Raw genomic sequence first — 19876 nt, forward strand, 5'->3', positions numbered from 1 at the left:
CAACACAACAACACGAGAACCGGACCGCACGATATGAGCACGCCCCTCAAGACCCTCATCGCGAAGCTCGACGCCACCTGCCGGGACGCCGCGTCGCGCGCCGCGAATATTTGCCTCGCGCGCGGCCACTACGAGGTCGATCTGGAGCATCTGTTCATCGCGCTGCTCGACGAAACGGCGAGCGACTTCGCGGTCGTGCTGAAAGCGAATCGCGTGAGCGCCAACGCGGTGCGCTCGGATCTCGAACGCGAGCTCGAACGCCTGAAGACCGGCAATACGCGCACGCCTGTGTTCTCACCGCATCTGATCGCGCTGTTCGAGCAGGCGTGGCTGATTGCGTCGCTGGATTCGCAGATCGGCAGCATCCGCTCGGGGCACTTGCTGCTGGCGTTGCTGAGCGCACCTGACCTCGCGCAATTCGCGCAGCGCATGTCGCCGCTCTTTGCGAGCATTTCGGTGCCGGACTTGAAGCACAAGTTCGATGAGACGACGGAAGGGTCGTGCGAAAGCGAGCGTGTGCGTTCATCAGCAACTGCCGCGAGCGATGATGCAGCGACAAATGGAGACAGCGGCGCGGCGCAAGCGCAGCAGAAGGGTCCTTCGAAAACACCCGCGCTCGACACCTACACGACCGATCTCACGCAACGCGCGCGCGACGGCGCGATCGATCCCGTGATCGGCCGTGAAGCGGAAATCCGCCAGACGATCGACATTCTGATGCGCCGCCGCCAGAACAACCCGATCCTCACGGGCGAGGCGGGCGTCGGCAAGACGGCGGTGGTCGAAGGGTTCGCGCTGCGTATCGCGGCGGGCGACGTGCCCGAGCCGTTGCGCGGCGTCGCGCTGCACGTGCTCGACATGGGCTTGCTGCAGGCAGGCGCGAGCGTGAAGGGCGAGTTCGAGAACCGCCTTAAAAACGTGATCGACGAGGTAAAGAAGAGCGTCCATCCGATCATTCTCTTCATCGACGAAGCGCACACGATCATCGGCGCGGGCGGTCAGGCAGGGCAGAACGACGCGGCGAACCTCTTGAAGCCGGCGCTCGCGCGCGGCGAGCTGCGCACCATCGCTGCGACCACCTGGAGCGAATACAAGAAGTACTTCGAGAAGGACGCGGCGCTCGCGCGGCGCTTCCAGGTCGTGAAGATCGAGGAGCCGAGCGAGACGCTCGCCGCCGCGATGCTGCGCGGCATGGCGACGAAGATGGAGGAGCACTTCAACGTGCGGATTCTCGACGAGGCGATCGTCGATGCGGTGCGCCTGTCGCATCGCTATATCACGGGGCGTCAGCTGCCGGACAAGGCCATCGGCGTGCTCGATACCGCATGCGCGAAGGTTGCGCTCGCACATAGCTCGACGCCTGCTGCGATCGACGATACGAGAAAGCGTGTCGAGCGTATCGATGCCGAGGTCGCTGCGCTGGAGCGGGAAGCGGCAACGGGCGCTTCGCACGAGGAGCGTCTCGCGCAATTGCGAGCGGAGCGCGAAGAAGACCTCGCCGCGCTTGCGCGTGATGAAGCGCGATACGAAGAAGAGCGCGCGATCGTTACGCGCATCGAAACGCTAAGGGCAGAGATCGACAAGGCGCGCGAGACGGGTACGGCAGGCGACGTCGAGCAGACCGCGAAAACCGCTGACGTACGCGAGGCGCTCGCCGCGGAGACCTCGAAACTGCAAGCGCTGCAAAGCACGCAACCGATGGTGCCGCTGCAAGTCGACGCTCACGTGGTCGCGGAAATCGTCGCTGCCTGGACCGGCATTCCGTTGGGCCGCATGGTCAAGGACGAAATCCAGACCGTGCTGAACCTGCAATCGCTGCTCACCGCGCGCGTGATCGGCCAGGACCACGCGCTCGAAGCGATCGCACAGCGCGTACGGACCGCGAGCGCGAGCCTCGAAGACCCGAACAAGCCGCGCGGCGTGTTCATGTTCGTCGGGCCTTCGGGCGTCGGCAAGACCGAAACCGCGCTCGCGCTCGCCGACATCCTGTACGGCGGCGAGCGCAAGCTCGTCACGATCAACATGAGCGAATACCAGGAGGCGCACAGCGTCTCCGGCTTGAAGGGCTCGCCTCCGGGCTACGTCGGCTACGGCGAAGGCGGCGTGCTGACCGAGGCCGTGCGGCGCAATCCGTACTCGGTGGTGTTGCTCGACGAAGTCGAAAAAGCGCACCCGGACGTGCTCGAAATGTTCTTCCAAGTGTTCGACAAAGGCGCGATGGACGACGCCGAAGGCCGCGAGATCGACTTCCGCAATACGCTGATCATCCTGACGTCGAACGTCGGATCGTCGGCCGTGATGCAGGCGTGCTTGAACAAGAGCGCCGAGGAACTGCCCGACGCCGACGCGCTCGCCGAAACGTTGCGTCCGCATCTATACAAGGCGTTCAAGCCCGCGTTCCTCGGCCGCATGAAAGTGGTGCCGTACTACCCGATTCCCGACGACGTGCTGGCCGAGATCATCGAGCTCAAGCTCGATCGCATCAAGAACCGCATCGCCGCGAATCACAAAGCGGCGTTCGAATGGGACGAATCGCTCATCGATGCCGTGCTTGCGCGCTGCACCGAAGTGGATTCGGGCGCGCGCAACGTCGACCATATTCTGAGCGGCACGTTGCTGCCTGAGATCGCGGAGCAGGTGCTGGAGCGGATCGCGGAAGGCGAGTCGATCGGAAGGATTGCCGTGCATGCGAACGATGCGGGCGAATTCGAATACACGGTGGCTTGATATGGCGATCGATCTGAACACCTTGCTGGCCCCGGTTTCCGACGCGTCGCCTTGCGGCGAGGACCTGTTGTTCTCGTCGGATTTCGACGCGATTCAGCACGCACGGCGCTTCGATGATCCATCGCTTGACCAGGGCGAATGGATCACCGAAATCAAAGAGGCCGACTGGAATTTAGTCATTGAGCGCAGCGCGGCGCTTTTGAAATCGCAGACGAAGGACTTGCGGCTTGCCGCTTGGTTGACGGAAGCGTTGGCGATCGAAGACGGCCTGCCGGGACTCGCGCAAGGCTACGCGTTGCTCAGCGGATTGAGCGAGCGCTATTGGGACCACCTGCATCCGCTGCCCGAGGGCGAGGACGCCGAGTACCGGCTCGGCAACGTCGCGTGGCTCATCGGCCGTACCGCGCAATTGCTGCGCGAGGTGCCGCTTGCGCAGGCGCCGGGCGGCGCGCCGTTCACGGCGCTCGATTTGGAAGTGGCGACGCACGTCGCGCAGGCGATGAAGCGCGATCCCGAACACGCGGACGACATTGCGCGCGGCAAGCCGTCGATCGAACAGATCGATGCGGCGAAGCGGTCGACACCGGTGGCGTTTTATCGCGCGCTTTTAGGCGATTTAACGCGCTTCGAAGTGGCGATGCTTGCGCTGGAGAAGGAGCTGGATAAGCGCGCGGGTGATTCGGCGCCGAGCTTCCGTCAGGCGAAGGACGCGTATGAGGCGGTGTATCGGCTTGCCGAGCGGTTTGCGCGTGAGCTTGGGGTGAGTGCTGCTGAGCCTGTGGCTTTGCCTGCGCAGCAGGCTGATCAAACGACGCACAACGAAGCCGGCGAACGCGCCGAACCGGTGTTCAAGACGCCGACGCAAACGCAACGCGAGGAACCCATGCTGATTACGACGCCGCAAGCGGTAGCCGGACTTCAGAACCGCGCGCAAGCGGTTGCGCAATTGCGTGCGGTGGCGAAGTTTTTTAGGGCGACTGAGCCGCATAGTCCGGTTGCCTATCTCGCCGATAAGGCCGCGGAGTGGGCGGATATGCCGTTGCATCAGTGGCTTGAGACCGTGGTGAAGGACGATGGGTCGCTTGCGCATTTGAGGGAGTTGTTGGGGGTGAAGGCGGAGTGAGAGTCGGCCGCACATTTGGATGCTTGGACGCTGGCAAATGCGGTACTAAAAAGTCGCAATAAAGAACCTGAGAAAACAAAGCGGATAACGTATGGACATGACCGAACTGGCACAGGCCATTCGCGGTGGTTTGATTCAGCAGGACCGGTTGCTGAAAACAGATATTCCGAGCTTACCGGGCAATGCGTTGATACCTCGCAGGGCAATCACGCATGCGGAGTTGGGGCGAGATTTCGCCGTCGATCTCGACATGGTATCGACGGCTGCCGACATCGAGCTAAAGAAGCTGATCGCACAGCCAATCACATTGTGGATTCAGCAGGCGGACAAGACCTATCTGCCGATCAACGGCTATATTCATACGGCTCGTCGACTCGGCGCCGATGGCAGCTTGACCGCCTATCAGCTGAGCTTCGCCTCATGGATGCACTTCCTTAAGTTCCGCAGCGATATGCGGATCTGGCAAGACAAGCCGGTCGACCAGATCGTCACCGACGTATTCAACATCCATCCCCAGGCACAAGGTCACTTTCAGTTCGCGTTGTCCAAGCCGCTGCCGTCGCGCTCGTACTGCCGGCAAAGCGAAACGGACTGGAATTTCGTGCATCGGCTGCTGGAGTCGGAGGGGCTTTTCGGCTTCTGGCGACAGGCGCAAGACGGCAAATCGCACACGTTCGTCATCACCGACGATCTCCATACGCTCGACAAGATGTCGCCGGAAACGGTGGACTTCTACCGCTCGGGTGCAGCCAGCGAAGCCAACGCGTTCACGCAGTGGTCGGCGTCGCGCACGCTGCAAAGCGTGACGTACACGACTCGATCGTTCGACTACAAGGCGCCCGCGTCATCGTCCAATCCCAAAGGCACGACGTTGCCGACGCGGCCGAATCAAGGGGATTTGCCCAACCAACTTGAGATTTACTCGTACACGGGGGCATACACCTATTCGGATCAGGATCGCGGCGACCACTTGACGCAAATCCACCTCGAAGAATGGGAATCGCGCGCGAAGCGTTTTCACGGCGCGGGCGGTGTGCGTGGCATCGACGCCGGGCTGCGTTTCAACTTGGCGAACCATCCCGAGCACGATCGCGATCCGGCGAATCAGCGGGAATTCGCCGCGATCAAGGTGTCGCGGTACGTCGAAAACAATCTTCCGCTTACCGGACGAGAAGCGAATTTCCCGCATAGCCTGAATGGACGCATTGCTGAAGCCAAGGCGAGCTACTCGGGTGATGCATCGCTCAAGGCGCGCCATTCCGACGGTAGCGAAGGTTTCTTTCTGGTCGAGGTCGAAGCGCAGCGGATTACCGTTCCGTATCGCAGCCCGTTCGAGCACGAGAAGCCCGAGATGCATCTCGAGACTGCGATGGTGGTGGGCCCGCAGGGCGAAGAGGTTTATACGGACTCGCTGAACCGGATCAAGGTGCAGTACATCTGGGATCGCTTGAATCCAGGTAATGAGCGTGCGTCGTGCTGGGTCCGTGTTGCGCAATCGGATACGGGCGGGGGATATGGCGGCGTGCACGTTCCGCGCGTCGGCGAAGAGGTCATCATTGGGTACGTCGGAGGAGACTGCGACCGGCCGATCGTTTTACATCGCGTTTTCAACGGCTCGGTGCAGCCTCAATGGCACAGCAACGGGATTATGTCTGGGTACCGGACGAAGGAATATGCGGGGGCTGGTTTTAACGAACTGGCGTTGGATGACGCAACGGGGCAAAACCGAGTCCGGCTGATGAGCAGCAGTGGCAACACGCTGCTGCATCTCGGGTATCTGATCGATCAAAGCGGGAATACGCGGGGGGCGTATCTTGGCAGCGGTTTTGACCTGAAGTCCGATGCGTATGGTGCCATTCGTGCTGGACAGGGCCTATATATTTCGACGCATCCAACCTCAGAGGCTCAACCTTTAGGCACACAACCCGCTACTGATCAACTAAGCAACGCAGGAAGTGTCATTGAAGCGGTCTCCGAAGCTAGTGTGGCTGGCCAGGCGGAAAGTTTGAAAGCTGGTCAGGAGGCGCTGACAAAGTTTGCCACTGCGACGCAGCACAGCGTCGCAGGCGCCGGAGGGACGGGAGGGCGAACCGCAGGCGGCGGTACCGGCAACGCAAATGGCTTCTCTACGCCGATCATGTTGATGGCAAGCCCTTCGGGTATCGCGCTGTCAACACCGGAGTCGGCCCATATCAGTGCAGACCAGCACGTCAACGTGATCAGCAGTAAAGATACCTATCTTGCGACGGGCAAATCGCTCGTAATGAGTGTGGTGGAAAAGATAAGCCTGTTTGTGCAAAAAACCGGCATCAAGATATTCGCTGCCGGCGGCAAGATTGATATCGACGCCCAAAATGACGAAATGGCACTGAGTGCTCTTAAAAACGTAACGGTTCGAAGCACCAACGCCCAGTTGGCGCTTGCGGCGGCGAAGGATGTCAAACTCACCAGTGTGCAAAGTCAAATTACTATCGCAGCAAAGCAAGGCATCACGCTAACCAGCGGCGATGCGTATGTGAAGATCGCGGATGGCAACATCGAACTAGGTTGCCCGGGCAGCATCACGTTGAAGTCTGGCAACTTCCACTGGGAGGGGCCCGCGCGACTCGCCGATTCGGAAAACCTCTGGCCGGGGCAAATTCCGGCAAATTACAGTGCGAAAGTCGTCCTCGATAAGCAACTCCAGGAGCGAATTGGGGCTACCGGCGCTATTCCATATCAGTTCATCAGCGAGAGCGGCGATGTGGTAGCGAAGGGAGCGATCGATGAAACCGGGGCAACGCAACGAGTATTTCATCCCAATACCGAAGCCATGGATGTGTTGTTGGGCGAGAAAGGTGAATGGAGCATGACGGAGCATCCGGATGGCGATGGTTGTGGCTGCGGAATTGATCATGCCGCTCAGCCGTCCCCGGGCTTTGCGCAACTTGCTAATAACTCGCCCCAAGACGGCAACGAGGTAAATGATGAAGGGCGTTCGCTTCAATCGACGTTCGACCCGGCGATGGCACCGAGCGTCGATGCCGAAGCGATCCAATTTCAACGGAGCTTGATCGAGCATTTGGTATTCAAAGATCCCAAAGTTGAACAGGCGATTCAGGATGGTGAGGACTAACGCGATGAAGATTATTGCAGGACTGTGCTTGGCGCTTTGCTTCTCAGGAGCGCATGCCGCGGACGCCGCCGGACATATTCCGGCTAGTGCGGAGCTTAGATTGGTTGAGGGGCCAACCGATGTTGCCTTTGCAGGCATGACCGTGCGCGTTGTGAAAGGTTATGTCGGGACCTTGACGGCACATAGCTACGAATCGTTCACGAGCTACGTATTGCCGAAGACGGCAGGTGGGAACTGGTTACAGATTCTTGTCGATCAGCCCGACAGCAGCGATCCCGAACTCAGGACCGTCGAGTCTGCTGATTCGACTGTGCAGGCCATCGCAATGTATCGATCTGGTGATGCACTTTACGCTGTCCAGGCTACGAAAAGCGGAGCCGAAGCGCCAGATCTTTATCTGAAACCGGAGACGGTCACATTCAAGGTTTATCGGTTCAATGGCAACCTCGACGTAGCGCGCTTCAAGCTCGTGCAAACTTCGCATAGCCACGCGGCGTACATGAACGCGGGGGATGCGCTCGCCAAAGAGTTCTTTTCTCACTAAAGGGAATGCGTATGTTCGTGAGAGCGACCTATGACCAGGAAAAGAAGACGGTTCACTACTTCGATGAAGAAGACAACGAGACGCTCTATATCGGTGGATCGTTTGCATGGCGCACGAGTAACCCCGGCAATTTGACCAAGCCGAGTAGCTACGTCATGAAGTCGGCGATTGGCTATGCATTGCGAACCAGTAAATCCAAAGTCCCTTTCATCATCTTTCCGGATCGAGCAACCGGCCAACAGGCGCATCAAAAGCTGCTCAAGGAAATTTACGGCGACAAGACTATCCACGGCATGATCACGGAATATGCGCCGCCGTCAGAAAATGATACGCAGGGGTACATCGACTTCGTAACGAAGAAGGCGGGCGTTTCGTCGACCGACGTCGTCGGCTCTTTGAGCGACGACAAGTTCAAAGCTGTCAGCGCGGCGATGGAGCAAAAGGAGGGGTGGGTTCCAGGCATCATCAAACCGCTCGGAAAGCCGGTTCAGGTTCAGATGTTCGACAAGCTGAACCAGCCCTTTGCCGGCCAGACGATGCAACTCAGCGGCGAACACGCGACCATCGACGCGCGTACGAACGCCAATGGTGAGTTGCCCTGGATTTATAGCGGACTACTGGGGGAAAGCGTCAACATTCAGTACAAGCGTGGTCAGGATGGTGCCGAGCCCGTTGGTCAGGTGACATCATCCGATGCGTCCAAAGCCTACACATTCAACGCCCCATACTATCGAGTTCCTACGCGCCCACGGCTGCACGACAATAACGAGCACTCGCGTCCACGGGTTCATATCGTTCAGTCTGGAGAGACGCTTTCCACGATCTCGGCGAAGTACGGCATGACTGTCGATGCGATGGTCGCGGCAAACGGATTGAAGGACGCGAACCACATATACGCAAGGCAGCATCTTACGATTCCGGCGGCATCCGAAACGCAGTCGGCGCAGGAAACGCAAGCAGCGACTACGCCGAAATCTACGAGTGCAGCGGACGCAACTGCCACGAAGGCCGCGCCTGCGTCATCAGGCAACACCTTGACTCCCGCGCCTGCGACGGAAAAATTGCCATCGGCGAACGCGTCTTCCGGGAATTCGGCGCAAACCCATGCGAATTCAGCGCCGTCATCCAGCGCGGGTTCGAATTCGGGTGCATCGGGCGTCGTGCATCAACATGCACCGAGCGGCCACCCACAGACCGTTGTGAGTTCGCCTGCGCTGGAGTGTAGCGGCGCGGCGTGGTGTGATCGCTATCCGGGTAGTGCGTCGCTCGATTCGTTGAATGCATCGTTCAAGGCAGCGGCGAGCGCATTTATCGGCGCAATGCAGGATGCCAATATCACGGTGAAGATCAATGCTGCGCTTCGCCCCGTTCAACGCTCGTACTTGATGTATCACGCGTTCCAAATTGCCAAAGGAAAGGAAAGCCCGGACAAAGTACCGTCATATACGGGCGTCAACATCGACTGGGTGCATCGTAAAGCTGATGGCAGCATGGATCTCGATGCTTCAGTCAAGGCCGCGAAAGAGATGTGTGCGGGCTATGGGATTAACATTCACTCGGCCAAGCAGGCAGTAGGACGGCCTGGAAAATCCCGGCACAATTCGGGCGCGGCAGTTGACTTGAATATCACTGGCTACACCGGGAAAAAGATGAAAGACTCGAGTGGGCATGATGTCGAGCTCAAGTCGTTTGAGGACTTGAAGAAGGTTGGAATTGACTATGGGGTGATATATTTTCCAAAAGAAAATATGCATTGGTCTGACAACGGTTCTTAATAAGGGTGCTATGAGAAAGATTGCGGTATGTATTTTGATGGCGTCGACATGCCAGCTTGCTTTTGCAGAGCAGCCCCCGGTTGTCGGTTTGTGGGAGCAACTTGCTGCCGGTGATACGGGTGGTACTCCAGTCAATATTCAGCGCGTTAACGTTGTATTCGTTGATCGAAAAATTGACGAGGATACCCGGTTTAGCGGTCTTTTCGATGTAGGTACGAAAGCGGAGGTTTTGTGTTGTATCAAGGTGAGCAAGAGCGCTTTGATTACATTGCCTGATCTGTTGAAGAAGTATCCGTGGGATCCAGATACTGCTGATCATCTCAAGAAAATCACTGGCTGGAAATATATATACGAAGCGAGAGTCGTCGATTCGAGTGAGCAAAACGCGGGGATGCGGAATGTGGTCAGAAGCTTGAGCAATCCTCAGGATTTGTCGCCGTACACCGCTCCTGTGATTTCCGGAAATCTTCCTGCTCCCGTGATGACGGGGAAGATTCCTGCTGCGCTAATCGACAAGAAATTCAAGGTGGGCGGTACGGACGTCACCTATTCGATGCGAGCGTCGCAGGACACTGGTGTCATTTCATACAAATTCTTGATCAACGGGAAGCCGGTGACGCTGACTGAAGTGGGCTTTCCTGATTGATAGCTACATTTTTTGAAAGCGGAGGCTCGCCTCCGCAGATTGAGCGTTTGACCAAGGACGAAACATGCCAGGCGTAATCCGTGTGGGTGATCGCACCAGTTCGAATGGGGAAGTGCTGCGTGGATCAGAAACCTGTTTTTTCATGGGTAAAGGCGTGGCAAGAATCGGCGATCCGGTTTCGTGCCCGAAGCATGGCGACAACCACATTTCGAGTGCTACTTCGCAAGCGCTCGATAACGGACGGGAAGTAGCCCAGCATGGCGATACATGCGAATGCGGGTGCACGCTTGTTTCGTCCTTGCCTTCGGGTGGCCCTAAGTAATTTGGGAGAATGTCGCCAGCTGGCGGCGGCTGATCGAACCTACGCGCAGACGAAGCCTCTCATGTATCGTCGCGTCGTTGCAGCCCTGCGGCGTGAGCTCGAGAACTCGTCATCCCCCGGATGAACCTCGATACCGAATGGTTGCCTTGACTGGCGTCTATTCGAGCAAGGCTTTCGATCTATGAGCCTATCTTCACGAATTCCGGATCATTGAAGAATTGGCTCACGAGATCCTGAAAGACCGCGCCGGCGCCTCGATAGGCCGCCGGAATGGCAATGCCGCCAACCATGGACGTGCGCCAGCGGCCATGCCCATACAGCACTTTTTCGTATTGGACTGCCCCGTTGCGTTCGACGACGAATCGGGCGGCTACATCAGCGTGTCCGTCGGCGAGCTGTACCGTAAGCAGTGAAGCCTTGATCGTCGACGCCGCGTTCGCATCGTAGTTGCCGGCAGTGATCAGCTCGTTGCGGAGCCCTTCGCTGAGATACGTTGCCCACGAACCTCCATTCGGCGCTGTAATGGAGTACGCGCGCACTTGGTTCGATACGGTGGCGGGATTGTCTCCAACGTCGACGCGGTAAACAGATCCACGCGGCAATTTCGACAGCGATTGCTGGTTGGCAATGCTTGGCTGGTATGGTGGAAGGGGGCGCGTGACACAACCCGCAACGGTAACCACACATGTGGCACCTATCGCCACCAGGAACCAACGCATCGCTTGCCGATAGCGAAGGGCGACGCTCCTCATTGGGCAATATCCGACGCTTGTTCGAGATTCTCGAGTCCCCGGTCGACGACCTGCTTGATGACCGTCGTGAAAGCGTCGTGCAACGGGACGGGTTTAAGTCCTTCTGGTCCCTTGGTGACGCCGATGGTCGTCACGATTGCATGGTGGATTTCCTTGGTGACTGGGTCGTGACCCGGTTCCATGTAGGTGAACGTGCAAACGTAATCGTCAGTGACCGTGTCGCCGGCTAGGCCAAATGTCAGCCCGGTAGTAAAGCCTCGCTTAGCCGCGTCGGCTTGCGGAACGTTGTCGATCACGATCGACAGCTTGCGACCTGACGGCACCGGTACGGGCGATACGGTGCTGAACAGTCCGGACTTCGCGACGCGGTCGGAAACGTAGGGCTTGCTCGAAGTCGTGACGTTGGCATTTGCGACGCCCTTGGTTCTGAATTCGAAAAGCAGCTGGATCGGTTGCGGATTGTCCGGCTTCTTCAGATCGGTTGCGGGCGTGTCCCCTAGCGTCGGGTCGACGTAATGTTGCGCGGAAATACACGCTGAAAGTTGCAAGGTGCCAATCGCGATCGAAGCGATAACCAGCAGGCGTCTTATTTTTGTAAGGTACACGAGAATCCCCTCTATTTTGTCAATTCTTGGTCTTTACATGCCGCCGTTTGATTAGCAGATCATCTGGCCCGGGGCGGTGCATTGCCGTTTATTACGGCAGGGCTAACGGAAATCTTTAGGGGCGTTGCAATTCACTCGAGTGCCCGATTGTGGGTACTTATAAAAAAATCGGCTCGCCGAAGCGAGCCGATAATTAGTACCTTCATCGAGCTATCGAGCCTACTGCCCCACCCGAAACTCAATCCGTCGATTCCTAGCCCGTCCATCCGCCGTATCATTCGAAGCAATCGGCTGATCCGGCCCGACCCCCATCGTCGCCATCGATTGCGGCGCAATCCCTTGCGTGACGAGATACCCCTTCACCGCATCCGCACGCGCCTGACTCAACGCGATATTCGAAGACCGGTTCCCCGAGTTGTCGGTATGCCCGATGATCTCGACAGACTTACCCGGCATCTTCGAAAGCACCGTCGCCATTTGATTGAGAATCGCGCGGCCTTCCGGCGCCAGCGTCGCGCTGCCGGTTTCGAACTCGATCGTGCGATTCGCGAGCGTCTGATCCAGCAGCCCCTGTTCCGAAGCGCTCACACGCAAGCCATTGCGAATCGTATAAGTCGGGTTCAACGCATTCGCCATATCGCTCGCAATCTGCTGGCGCTGCGCTTCGTTGTTCACTTCGCCCTTCACATCGATCGACGTGCCGTCGATTTTCAACTGCCCCTTGCTGATCTGCTTGAGCTGCGGACCGATCAGCTTCTGCACGTTCCCCGCCCAGTTCGCGGGCGTCGAGACGTTGCCCACTTCGATCTGATCGACCACGTTCGCGGCGCCATACGTATCGCGCAGACGTTGAAGCACGGCAGCGCGAGTCGCTTCATCGGGCACCTTGCCGCTCACGACAACCTGCCCAGGCGTCGCATTGGCCGTGGGCGGCGTGTACGAAGTCGCAGCGCGATTACCCGCAGCAGGCGCAGCAGCACCGACATTCGCCCCCCCCGACGCCGGCAGAACCGTCATCTTCACCGTGACACCACTGTTATCAATCGGCGTCACAGTCGCAGGCCCAGCGTTGTCGGCAAGCGCCGCTTCATTCGCAGCAAAACAAGCCAGCAACACCGCCACCGTTACCGAATGCCGCTTACCCACCCGCGAAAAATTCATCATCGCCATCACCTCACGCCCCAACAAACGCTTCGCGAAACGTGTCGATCCCGACACGCAACGAAAGCTGCGGTTGTTCAAGGTAGCTGACGAGCTTGCTGATTCCATGATCATTCTGTGCGTGGTCGTCGATCCATTCGGGATCGTCGATGTCGATGTTGTGCGCGGCGTACGCTTGCGGATCGAGGACGCTGTGCAGCGTTTTCGCGGACGCGCCGTTGAAGCCGACGACGAGCCGTTCGCGCTCCGCGATCGTGCCGATGAAGATCGCGAGCTCGAAGTCGGCTTGCGAAACGAAAGGCGCGATCAGCTCGAGCCAGAACGCGGCGACGAGGCTGCGATAGAACGTGTCGTTCGGCAGCGGCAGCGTGAGGCCGCGTTCGAGATGCGAGGACTTGCTCTGCATCACGGGCCTGAGCAACGAACCCAATGCGAGCATCGCACCGCGCAAGCGCACCGGATGGCCGCTCGCAAGCAGCATCTGTTCGAGGCCCGCCATCGTCTGATGATCGACGAAATCGGCGAACGTGCCGTCGTGCGGATTGGCGGGACCGCCCACATCGATCGGTACCTGCGTTTCGCCGAGCGCTTGCAGCGCCGCCGTCGGTTCGGCTTCATCGAGCAGCGAGCGCATCTGCGTCGCGGCGCGCCCCCATAGCCGCGCGAACGCGAGCGGGCTGCGCGCGAGGAATGGCAGCGGCCGGTCGACTTCGAGCGCGGTTGCGGCGAGGAACGGGAAGCGCCGCGACGACACGTCGTGGCTCGCCATGATGTGCCCCGCGATCGCGAGTTTGCTTTGCGAGCCGAGGAACGCAAAGTGCATCGGCTTCGAGTTCTCGTAGACGATCTTCCAGCGCGGATCGTCGGCGAGCAGTTCCATCGCTTGCGCGACCCAGCGGTCGAGCGTTTGCAAGAGCTGCGGGTTGTGCGCGCTCTTCACAAAATCGCCCCGCGAAGGGAGCTTGCCGAAGTAGGCGAGTTGCGCCTGAACCGATTGCGTCATTGCGCACCTCCAGTATTGCCGGCAGCCGGGGCGGCCGGCGCGTTCGCATTCGCCGAGACGTTCACCGGCGCGCCCGCTTGTGCATTTGCCGCCGTGCTGGCGCCCGCGCCGGCAGCGGAAGCCGAAGCCCCGCCGACATTCCCGCTCGCGATCGCGAGCGCCGCATTCGCCGCGCCGATATCCGCCACCGACGACGGCAGCTTCAAGCCGCGCAGGCTCTGCTGTTGCGGCTGGTCGCTGCTGCCGCCGCCGGTCGGCTGCGACGTGCTGATGATCCGCATCGACAGCGCGACCGTCACGTTGCCCTGCGTCCACGACAGATCGAACGTGCCGTCCGGGCGGCGCTTGCGCTGCGCCGAGTTGATGAGCTTCTCCAAGCCGTAGCGGCCCGGCTCGTTGACGAGCTGAATCGTGCGGCCGTCGAACGTCGTCGCGGACAGCGTCGCGCCCGGCGCGCCTTGCGGATTCGGCCACACGAAGTTGGTCCACTGCGGCGGCGTATTGCGGTAGCGCAGTTGCTGGCCGTCGATCGCGATCGTGTACTCGGTCGTGCCCGTGCTCGGCTGCGGCAGGATCTGGAACACGGTTTGCGCCTCGGACGCTCCGCCGCCGCCCGCCGCGCCGCCCGCGAGCGGTGCGACCCAGCGTGCGAAGCCGGTCGTGAAGTCGGGCGTCAGCGTGAGACCCATGTCGCCCCAGGTGCGCGCGGTCAGCGTATCGCCGCGGCGCACGGCGAGCGGCCCGAGCGTCGTATTGACGAACTTCGCGACCGAGCCGTCCGGCCCGAACACCTGCGCGATTTCGCTCGCACCGGCTTCCACCTTTGCGCCGCCGTCAAACGGATACTTGTTCGCGAGCGAGCCCTGGAACGGCTGATACACCTGCGCGTTCCACACCTTGTTGACTTCGGCGCTGGCCGGCTGGATCACGACCGCGAACGCCTGCATCAGCGGCCGCACGAGCAGCGGTCGCAGCGCCTTGCGTTGCGAATCGGTGAGGCCCGTGAGCATCTGCTCGTCGACGAACTTGAGCGAATCGGCGAGTTCGGAGCCATTGCCGTCGAGTGTCTGCTGCATCAGCTCGCGCGCGCCCGGTCCCGGATCGCCTTGGTTCTTCAGCACGTTAAAGCGCGTGCGGACCTTCGAGAGCGTATCCATGTAGCCGCGCAACAGCGAGTTGCCGCCATCTTGCGTCGCGACCACACGTGCGAGCCCCGAGAACTGCTGGCCGATCGGACCCACGCCCAGCTCGACCGGATTGCCGTTGATGTCGATGTTCGCGGCAACCGTGCCCGACGGTGCGCGCGAGAACAGGTTCTTGAACCAGTTCGTGACGCCGCCCTGCACGCTCTTCAGAGCCGAGTTCGCGAGCGCGGGGTTGTCCCACGAGGTCTGGTCGTAGGCCGTTTGCAGCACCTTCTTGATCGGCGAATCCTGCGGGTCGCCCAAGCGGTTCATCGCATCGACCGCCTGATTGAAGCTGCCGAAGCTCTGCACGGCGATGCCCTGCATGAACTTCTGCCAGTGCTGCGCGTACTCGTCCTTGTACATGCCGACGAGCGCCTTTTGGATCTGCTCGGGGCTGCCTTCCAGCGTCAGGTCGTCTTGCGACGCCGTGTTGAGCACCCAGTCCTTCGCTTGCAGTTCCTTGGTCGCGGCATCGCGGATCGCAGGCTGCACGTACTGGAACCACGCTTCGCGCGTGAAGGTGCCGGGAATCGCGTAGCTGCCGCCGACCAGGCTCGTGTTCTGATCGCCGACGATGCGTGCGATCGTCATCGGCGCGAAGCGAGTCGAAGCGCGCGCCTTGATCTCCTCATACACGCGCTGACGCGCCGGCATGCCGCGCACGACGCGGCGCAGGTTCTCGCGCGTCTGGTCGACGAGCGAGAGGTTCGCTTCGATCATCGGCCAATCGTCGTCGTTCACGCGCGCCAGATAGAACGTGATCATGCGTTCGGCGCTGCGGATCATCTCGTCGCGAGGCATGTTGCCGCGATTCGATTCGAGCCAGCCGCGCCAGAAGCGGGCGATCTGGTCGGTCAGGTGAGCCTGCTCGACGTGACGCTTGTCGGAGAGCATCAGGTAGGTCTTGAGCGCGTTGTAGGCGTCTTCGACGTTGGTCGGCGACGCGTCGCTATAGAGGCTGCCCTGGCTGCTCGTTGCGTTCGACAAAGCCGTGGCGGCCGGCGTACCCGATGCGCCCGTCGTCTTCGCGACAACCTGGATCGCGCCGGAATCGGGCGCGTGCGTCATCGGCGCGAGCTGGTCCGGATGCGCGTCCACGTCCTTCAGGAACGAGACGAGATTCTGCGAGACCGGATCGAGCATCAGCTGCTTCACGCCGCTGTAATACTCGGCGAGCAAGCGCTGCTCCATCTGATCGCCCTGATAGAGCCCAAGCGATACGGACAGCGGCCGGTCGCGGCGGAACTGCTCGAGCTGATCGATGCGGTCTTCGAGGATGTCCATCGCCTGCAGGCGCGACTGCAGGTCTTCGCGGTTCTGCTGCAGACGCACGACGTTGTCGAGATCGGCCTGCACGTTCGAGGCGAGCTGCTGGTTGCCGATCGTCGACCACGTCCAGCCGCCGAGCGCGAGCGCGAGCACGGCAACGAAGCCGAAGAACGTCGCGTAGCGCAGCCTCGTTTTTGCGGGGCTCGCGAATTGGCGCACCGTTTGGCGGTCGGCAAAGATGACTTTGGAAAACAGGTCGCGCAGGAAGAAGCCGTTCTTCGAGAACGCGCTCTGCGGCTTGGGAATGCTGTCGGTGTTCAGGCCGAAGCGGTGGCCGATGCGCTCGGCGGCGGCGCTGTTCGTCTCGCCTTCCTGCAGGGCGCTCGTGAAGTAGAAGCCGCGGAAAATCGGCTTGTACTGGAACGGGTTGTTCTCGAACAGCGTGGCGAGGAAGACGCGCAGCGCGGGCTTGATCGTCGAGAATTCGAGCGGGAAGCTCAGCTGCCCCGGCGACAATTTATTGCCGCGGCTGATCGACATCTGCGCGACGCTGATCTCCTTGAGCCCGTCGTAAAGCTCTTCGAAGCGCTCGTCGAAGAGGGCGACGATGTCGCGCTTCTCGTCGGGTTCGTAAGGCAGCGTGGCGCCCCAGACGCGGTCGTATTCCGTGCGGTCGCTGCCGCTGAAGAATTCGGTGAAGCCGGTGATGAGGTCGGTCTTCGTGAACATCACGTAGACCGGCGCGAACACTTCCAGCTTTTCAGTCAGCTCCTGCACGCGCTGGCGCAGGTTTTTTGCAAGGTTGATCGTCGCTTCGGGGCGGTTGCCGGTCAGCTCGGCGATGCTCGCGGTCACGATGATGCCGTTGATCGGCGCTTTCGGGCGGTAACGCTTGAGCAGGTTCAGGAAGCCGAGCCATTCGCTGCGATCCTCCTCGTGGACCGAATAGCGGCCCGCGGTATCGAGCAAAATGCCCTCGGTCGTGAAGAACCAGTCGCAATTACGCGTGCCGCCGATGCCGTGGACCACCGCATTGCTCTTGTCGGCGAACGGGAACTGCAGCCCCGAGTTCAGCACCGCGCTGCTCTTGCCGGCTGCCGGGTTGCCGATGACGATGTACCAAGGCAGTTCGTAAAGCGCGGAGCCGCCGGACATCTGGCCGATCTTCGACGTCTTGATCGTCTTGACCGCCTCGACGAGCCGGGTGCGCAGCACGTCGAGCTCCGGCTGCTTTTGCGCGGCGGCCGCGGACGTCGTCGCGCCGCTGCTTTGCTCGGCCTGCGCTTCGAGCATCTCGCCGAGCTTGTTGTTCGCCCGCCGCGTGCGCAGCTTTCGCCATAGCCAGACCAGTAGCATCAGCAGTACGACTGCGCCGAAGATCGCGGCCGGCCAGACCACATCGATCTGCAATGCATCGGCGCCGATGAACAGCACCGCCGCGAGCGCGATGAGGCCGACCACCGTCAGCGTGCGTTTATGAGTCAACCAACTGAGAAAGCGTTGCATAAGGCGTTCTGGTCTTGATGTTAGGCGTGGCTAATTGCGGCTAAGCGTGGCTAGTTGTGGCTGCTTGTGGCATTAAGTGCGCATTAGGAATTGCGTCTGATTGGTTTATTGGCGTAAGGAGGCGCGGTTTTCAATGTTTTGCAATTGCGGAGGCACCGGGCTCTTCCCCATTACGAAACCGGGCTTGTGAAATTCGACGTGTCCGAGATCCATCAACTTCCATCGTCCGCCCCAAACCAGGCCGCATTGCTCGGCCGTTTGCCCATATAGCTGATATCCGCGCATGGCCCAGGGGTCTTTTTCGGAAATGACGAGCTTGCCGTCGCGCAAAAAGGCGTTGTCCGCGGCCAGCCCGTATTGGTGATAGCTCTGAAATGCTGCGGCATTGGTGACGCCCCCCAATTGCGACAGCCGGTTTTGCCGCGCCGGGCTGCGATAACCTTCCAGCAAAGCCATTTGATAGCCGTATTGCTCGCGCATGATTTTATAAACGAGCAGCAATCGTGTTCTGAAGTCGGCGTCGAGCAAATTCCAGTCGCGGCTTGCATCCTGTAATGCAGGCCGGACCTGTTCCACTTCCTGAGTCGCAAACACCTCGGGCGGCAGCTGTGGCGGCGGCACCAGCTGTTCGCCGTTCAACAGCGCGGCAATTTTCTCGTCGGGAACACGGGTCGTGTCGTCATACTGAAATAAAAGCTGACGGCCGCGTAATGCAATTGCGATTAACGGCGGCGTCGCAAGAATACCTGCCGTTATGAAAATCAGCAAGCGCCGGCGAAACAGTAATTTTTGCGCGTCGACTAAAATGTTTTGCGAAGTTTTTACTGATTTTGTTAAATGTCCGCGAGCGCGCGACGCGCTATTGGATGCGCGACGGCTTACACGGCCGTGCAAATCGGCCACGGCATTCAATATTGACGCGCGTATCGGCGGCAATAGCAGCATTGCGGCCACGGTGACGGCGACGGCGAAATAGGCGATCAGTGCGACGACAAACAAGGGTAAGCCCCGGAAATTCGAAATAATTGAATTTTGTAATGCTTGCTCTTAGAATCGGGCCTGCTAAGAGGCAGGCCGAAGCGTATTATCACGGCGAATTAAACAAGGATTCAATGAGGCAGTGAATGAATGCGCCGGACAGTTCCAATTCAAAAGCGCCGCCTAGCTTGCTAGCCGATGCGGCCAAGGGCGCACAAGCGAACAATGCGCGCATTCTTGCCAATCTCGAAGGGCGAGTCGCAGCGCAGCCTGCGCCTGCGAAGAAGCGCTCGAAGCTGCCGTTCGTGCTGGCGGGATTGATCGCGATCGCCGGCGGCGGCATCGCGGCGTGGCAAGTGCAGAAGGTCAAGCAGACGGATCACGAGCTTGCGGCGGTCGCGCCGGCGGCGGGCGATGCGGAGCAGAAGGCCGCCGTGCCCGCTGCGGGCAGTGCGGCCACGCTTGCTGCTGCCGCCAGCGCCCCACATGCCGCGACCATCATCACGGAAGACAACAGCGACGCCGATACCAAGGGCGGGACGCTCGCGGGCGCGAGCGGGGTCGCTGACAATCGCTTGTCGCGTGCGCTTGCCGATGGTGCGGAGCCTGCGAGCGGAACGCCGCCCGGCGGAACGCCGGCCGCCATGGCGCCAACGGTCGCTCCGGCGCCCGTGGTGGCGGCGGCGAAGCCGGTCAACAGCGCGAAGCCGTCGAACACTTCGCCATCGCGTGCCAAACGCGAAGCGGCAAGCGATCGTCACGCGAGCAAGGTCGAACTCGCGCACGCCGCCAAACACGCGGAGACCAAGAAGGTCGCATCCAAGAATGATTCGGATGCCGATCTACTTGCCGCGCTGGTCGCGCGTACGCCACCGTATAGCGCGAAGAAACCGGCCGTGCCGGCCACCCAGGCCGGCGAGAAAGCGCGCCCGTCAGCGAGCCTCGCCGATCAAGTCAAGGACTGCGGCACGCGCGGCTTCTTCGAGGATCAGTTGTGCCGCTGGCGCGTGTGCGACGGTCACTGGGGCAAGGACCCGGCTTGTCCGAATGCGGCGCAGGCCAAGCAGCCGTGACATGACGCGAAGTGCGCGGCAGGCGTGATGCGCGGCGCCGCGTGATGAATCGTCAATTAAGGTGAGGTTTTTCGGGAGCGCGTGGTTCAG

At 60.3% G+C, this 19876-nt stretch carries 14 protein-coding genes; 8 read left to right on the forward strand and 6 right to left on the reverse strand.

Translation table 11 applies throughout. From position 1 onward, the window contains the following. Positions 1-33 precede the first annotated feature (33 nt). From tssH to AAHK20_RS30125, 7 genes are all read left to right on the forward strand, one after another. Positions 34-2727, forward strand: a complete 2694-nt coding sequence (gene tssH, locus AAHK20_RS30095; RefSeq protein WP_449185154.1) for a type VI secretion system ATPase TssH — start codon at positions 34-36, stop codon at positions 2725-2727. A gap of 1 nt (position 2728) precedes the next feature. After that, positions 2729-3850 carry a type VI secretion system protein TssA gene (gene tssA, locus AAHK20_RS30100; protein WP_449185155.1) on the forward strand — a complete coding sequence of 374 codons (1122 nt, stop codon included), beginning with the start codon at positions 2729-2731 and terminating at the stop codon, positions 3848-3850. 91 nt (positions 3851-3941) lie between these two features. Continuing rightward, positions 3942-6965 (forward strand): type VI secretion system Vgr family protein, encoded by a 3024-nt coding sequence (locus tag AAHK20_RS30105; RefSeq protein WP_449185156.1) that lies wholly within the window; start codon positions 3942-3944, stop codon positions 6963-6965. Between the two features lie 4 nt (positions 6966-6969). After that, positions 6970-7509 carry a hypothetical protein gene (locus tag AAHK20_RS30110; protein WP_449185157.1) on the forward strand — a complete coding sequence of 180 codons (540 nt, stop codon included), beginning with the start codon at positions 6970-6972 and terminating at the stop codon, positions 7507-7509. Between the two features lie 11 nt (positions 7510-7520). Further along, the gene (locus AAHK20_RS30115) at positions 7521-9284 is read left to right on the forward strand and encodes a LysM peptidoglycan-binding domain-containing protein (protein ID WP_449185158.1); all 1764 of its coding nucleotides are present in this window, start codon (positions 7521-7523) and stop codon (positions 9282-9284) included. A gap of 10 nt (positions 9285-9294) precedes the next feature. After that, the gene (locus AAHK20_RS30120) at positions 9295-9930 is read left to right on the forward strand and encodes a hypothetical protein (protein WP_449185159.1); all 636 of its coding nucleotides are present in this window, start codon (positions 9295-9297) and stop codon (positions 9928-9930) included. A gap of 64 nt (positions 9931-9994) precedes the next feature. Next, positions 9995-10252, forward strand: a complete 258-nt coding sequence (locus tag AAHK20_RS30125) for a PAAR domain-containing protein (RefSeq protein WP_449185160.1) — start codon at positions 9995-9997, stop codon at positions 10250-10252. Between the two features lie 179 nt (positions 10253-10431). On the opposite strand, the gene AAHK20_RS30130 is transcribed toward AAHK20_RS30125, so the two are convergent. The 6 genes from AAHK20_RS30130 to AAHK20_RS30155 all read right to left on the reverse strand — a co-directional run bounded on the left by AAHK20_RS30130 (position 10432) and on the right by AAHK20_RS30155 (position 18734). Further along, positions 10432-11004, reverse strand: coding sequence for a hypothetical protein (locus AAHK20_RS30130; RefSeq protein ID WP_449185161.1), 573 nt, complete (start codon positions 11002-11004; stop codon positions 10432-10434). Further along, positions 11001-11552: a hypothetical protein gene (locus AAHK20_RS30135; RefSeq protein ID WP_449185162.1), complete on the reverse strand. Its 552-nt coding sequence runs from the start codon at positions 11550-11552 to the stop codon at positions 11001-11003. Before AAHK20_RS30135 ends, AAHK20_RS30130 begins: the two co-directional genes overlap by 4 nt. Positions 11553-11828: 276 nt before the next feature. After that, the gene (locus tag AAHK20_RS30140) at positions 11829-12770 is read right to left on the reverse strand and encodes an OmpA family protein (RefSeq protein ID WP_449185203.1); all 942 of its coding nucleotides are present in this window, start codon (positions 12768-12770) and stop codon (positions 11829-11831) included. Positions 12771-12783: 13 nt separating this feature from the next. Beyond that, entirely contained in the window at positions 12784-13773 is a 990-nt protein-coding gene (tagF, locus tag AAHK20_RS30145; protein ID WP_449185163.1) for a type VI secretion system-associated protein TagF, read from the reverse strand. Beyond that, on the reverse strand, positions 13770-17735 hold the full coding sequence (tssM, locus tag AAHK20_RS30150) for a type VI secretion system membrane subunit TssM (RefSeq protein ID WP_449185164.1): 3966 nt from the start codon (positions 17733-17735) through the stop codon (positions 13770-13772). The genes tagF and tssM overlap by 4 nt, the downstream gene beginning before the upstream one ends. A gap of 105 nt (positions 17736-17840) precedes the next feature. Then, the gene (locus tag AAHK20_RS30155; protein ID WP_449185165.1) at positions 17841-18734 is read right to left on the reverse strand and encodes a M15 family metallopeptidase; all 894 of its coding nucleotides are present in this window, start codon (positions 18732-18734) and stop codon (positions 17841-17843) included. A 125-nt stretch (positions 18735-18859) separates the two neighbouring features. On the opposite strand from AAHK20_RS30155, the gene AAHK20_RS30160 reads away from it, so the two are divergent. Beyond that, positions 18860-19786, forward strand: coding sequence for a hypothetical protein (locus AAHK20_RS30160; RefSeq protein ID WP_449185166.1), 927 nt, complete (start codon positions 18860-18862; stop codon positions 19784-19786). Positions 19787-19876 lie beyond the last annotated feature (90 nt).

Source organism: Trinickia camelliae, from assembly GCF_053525655.1.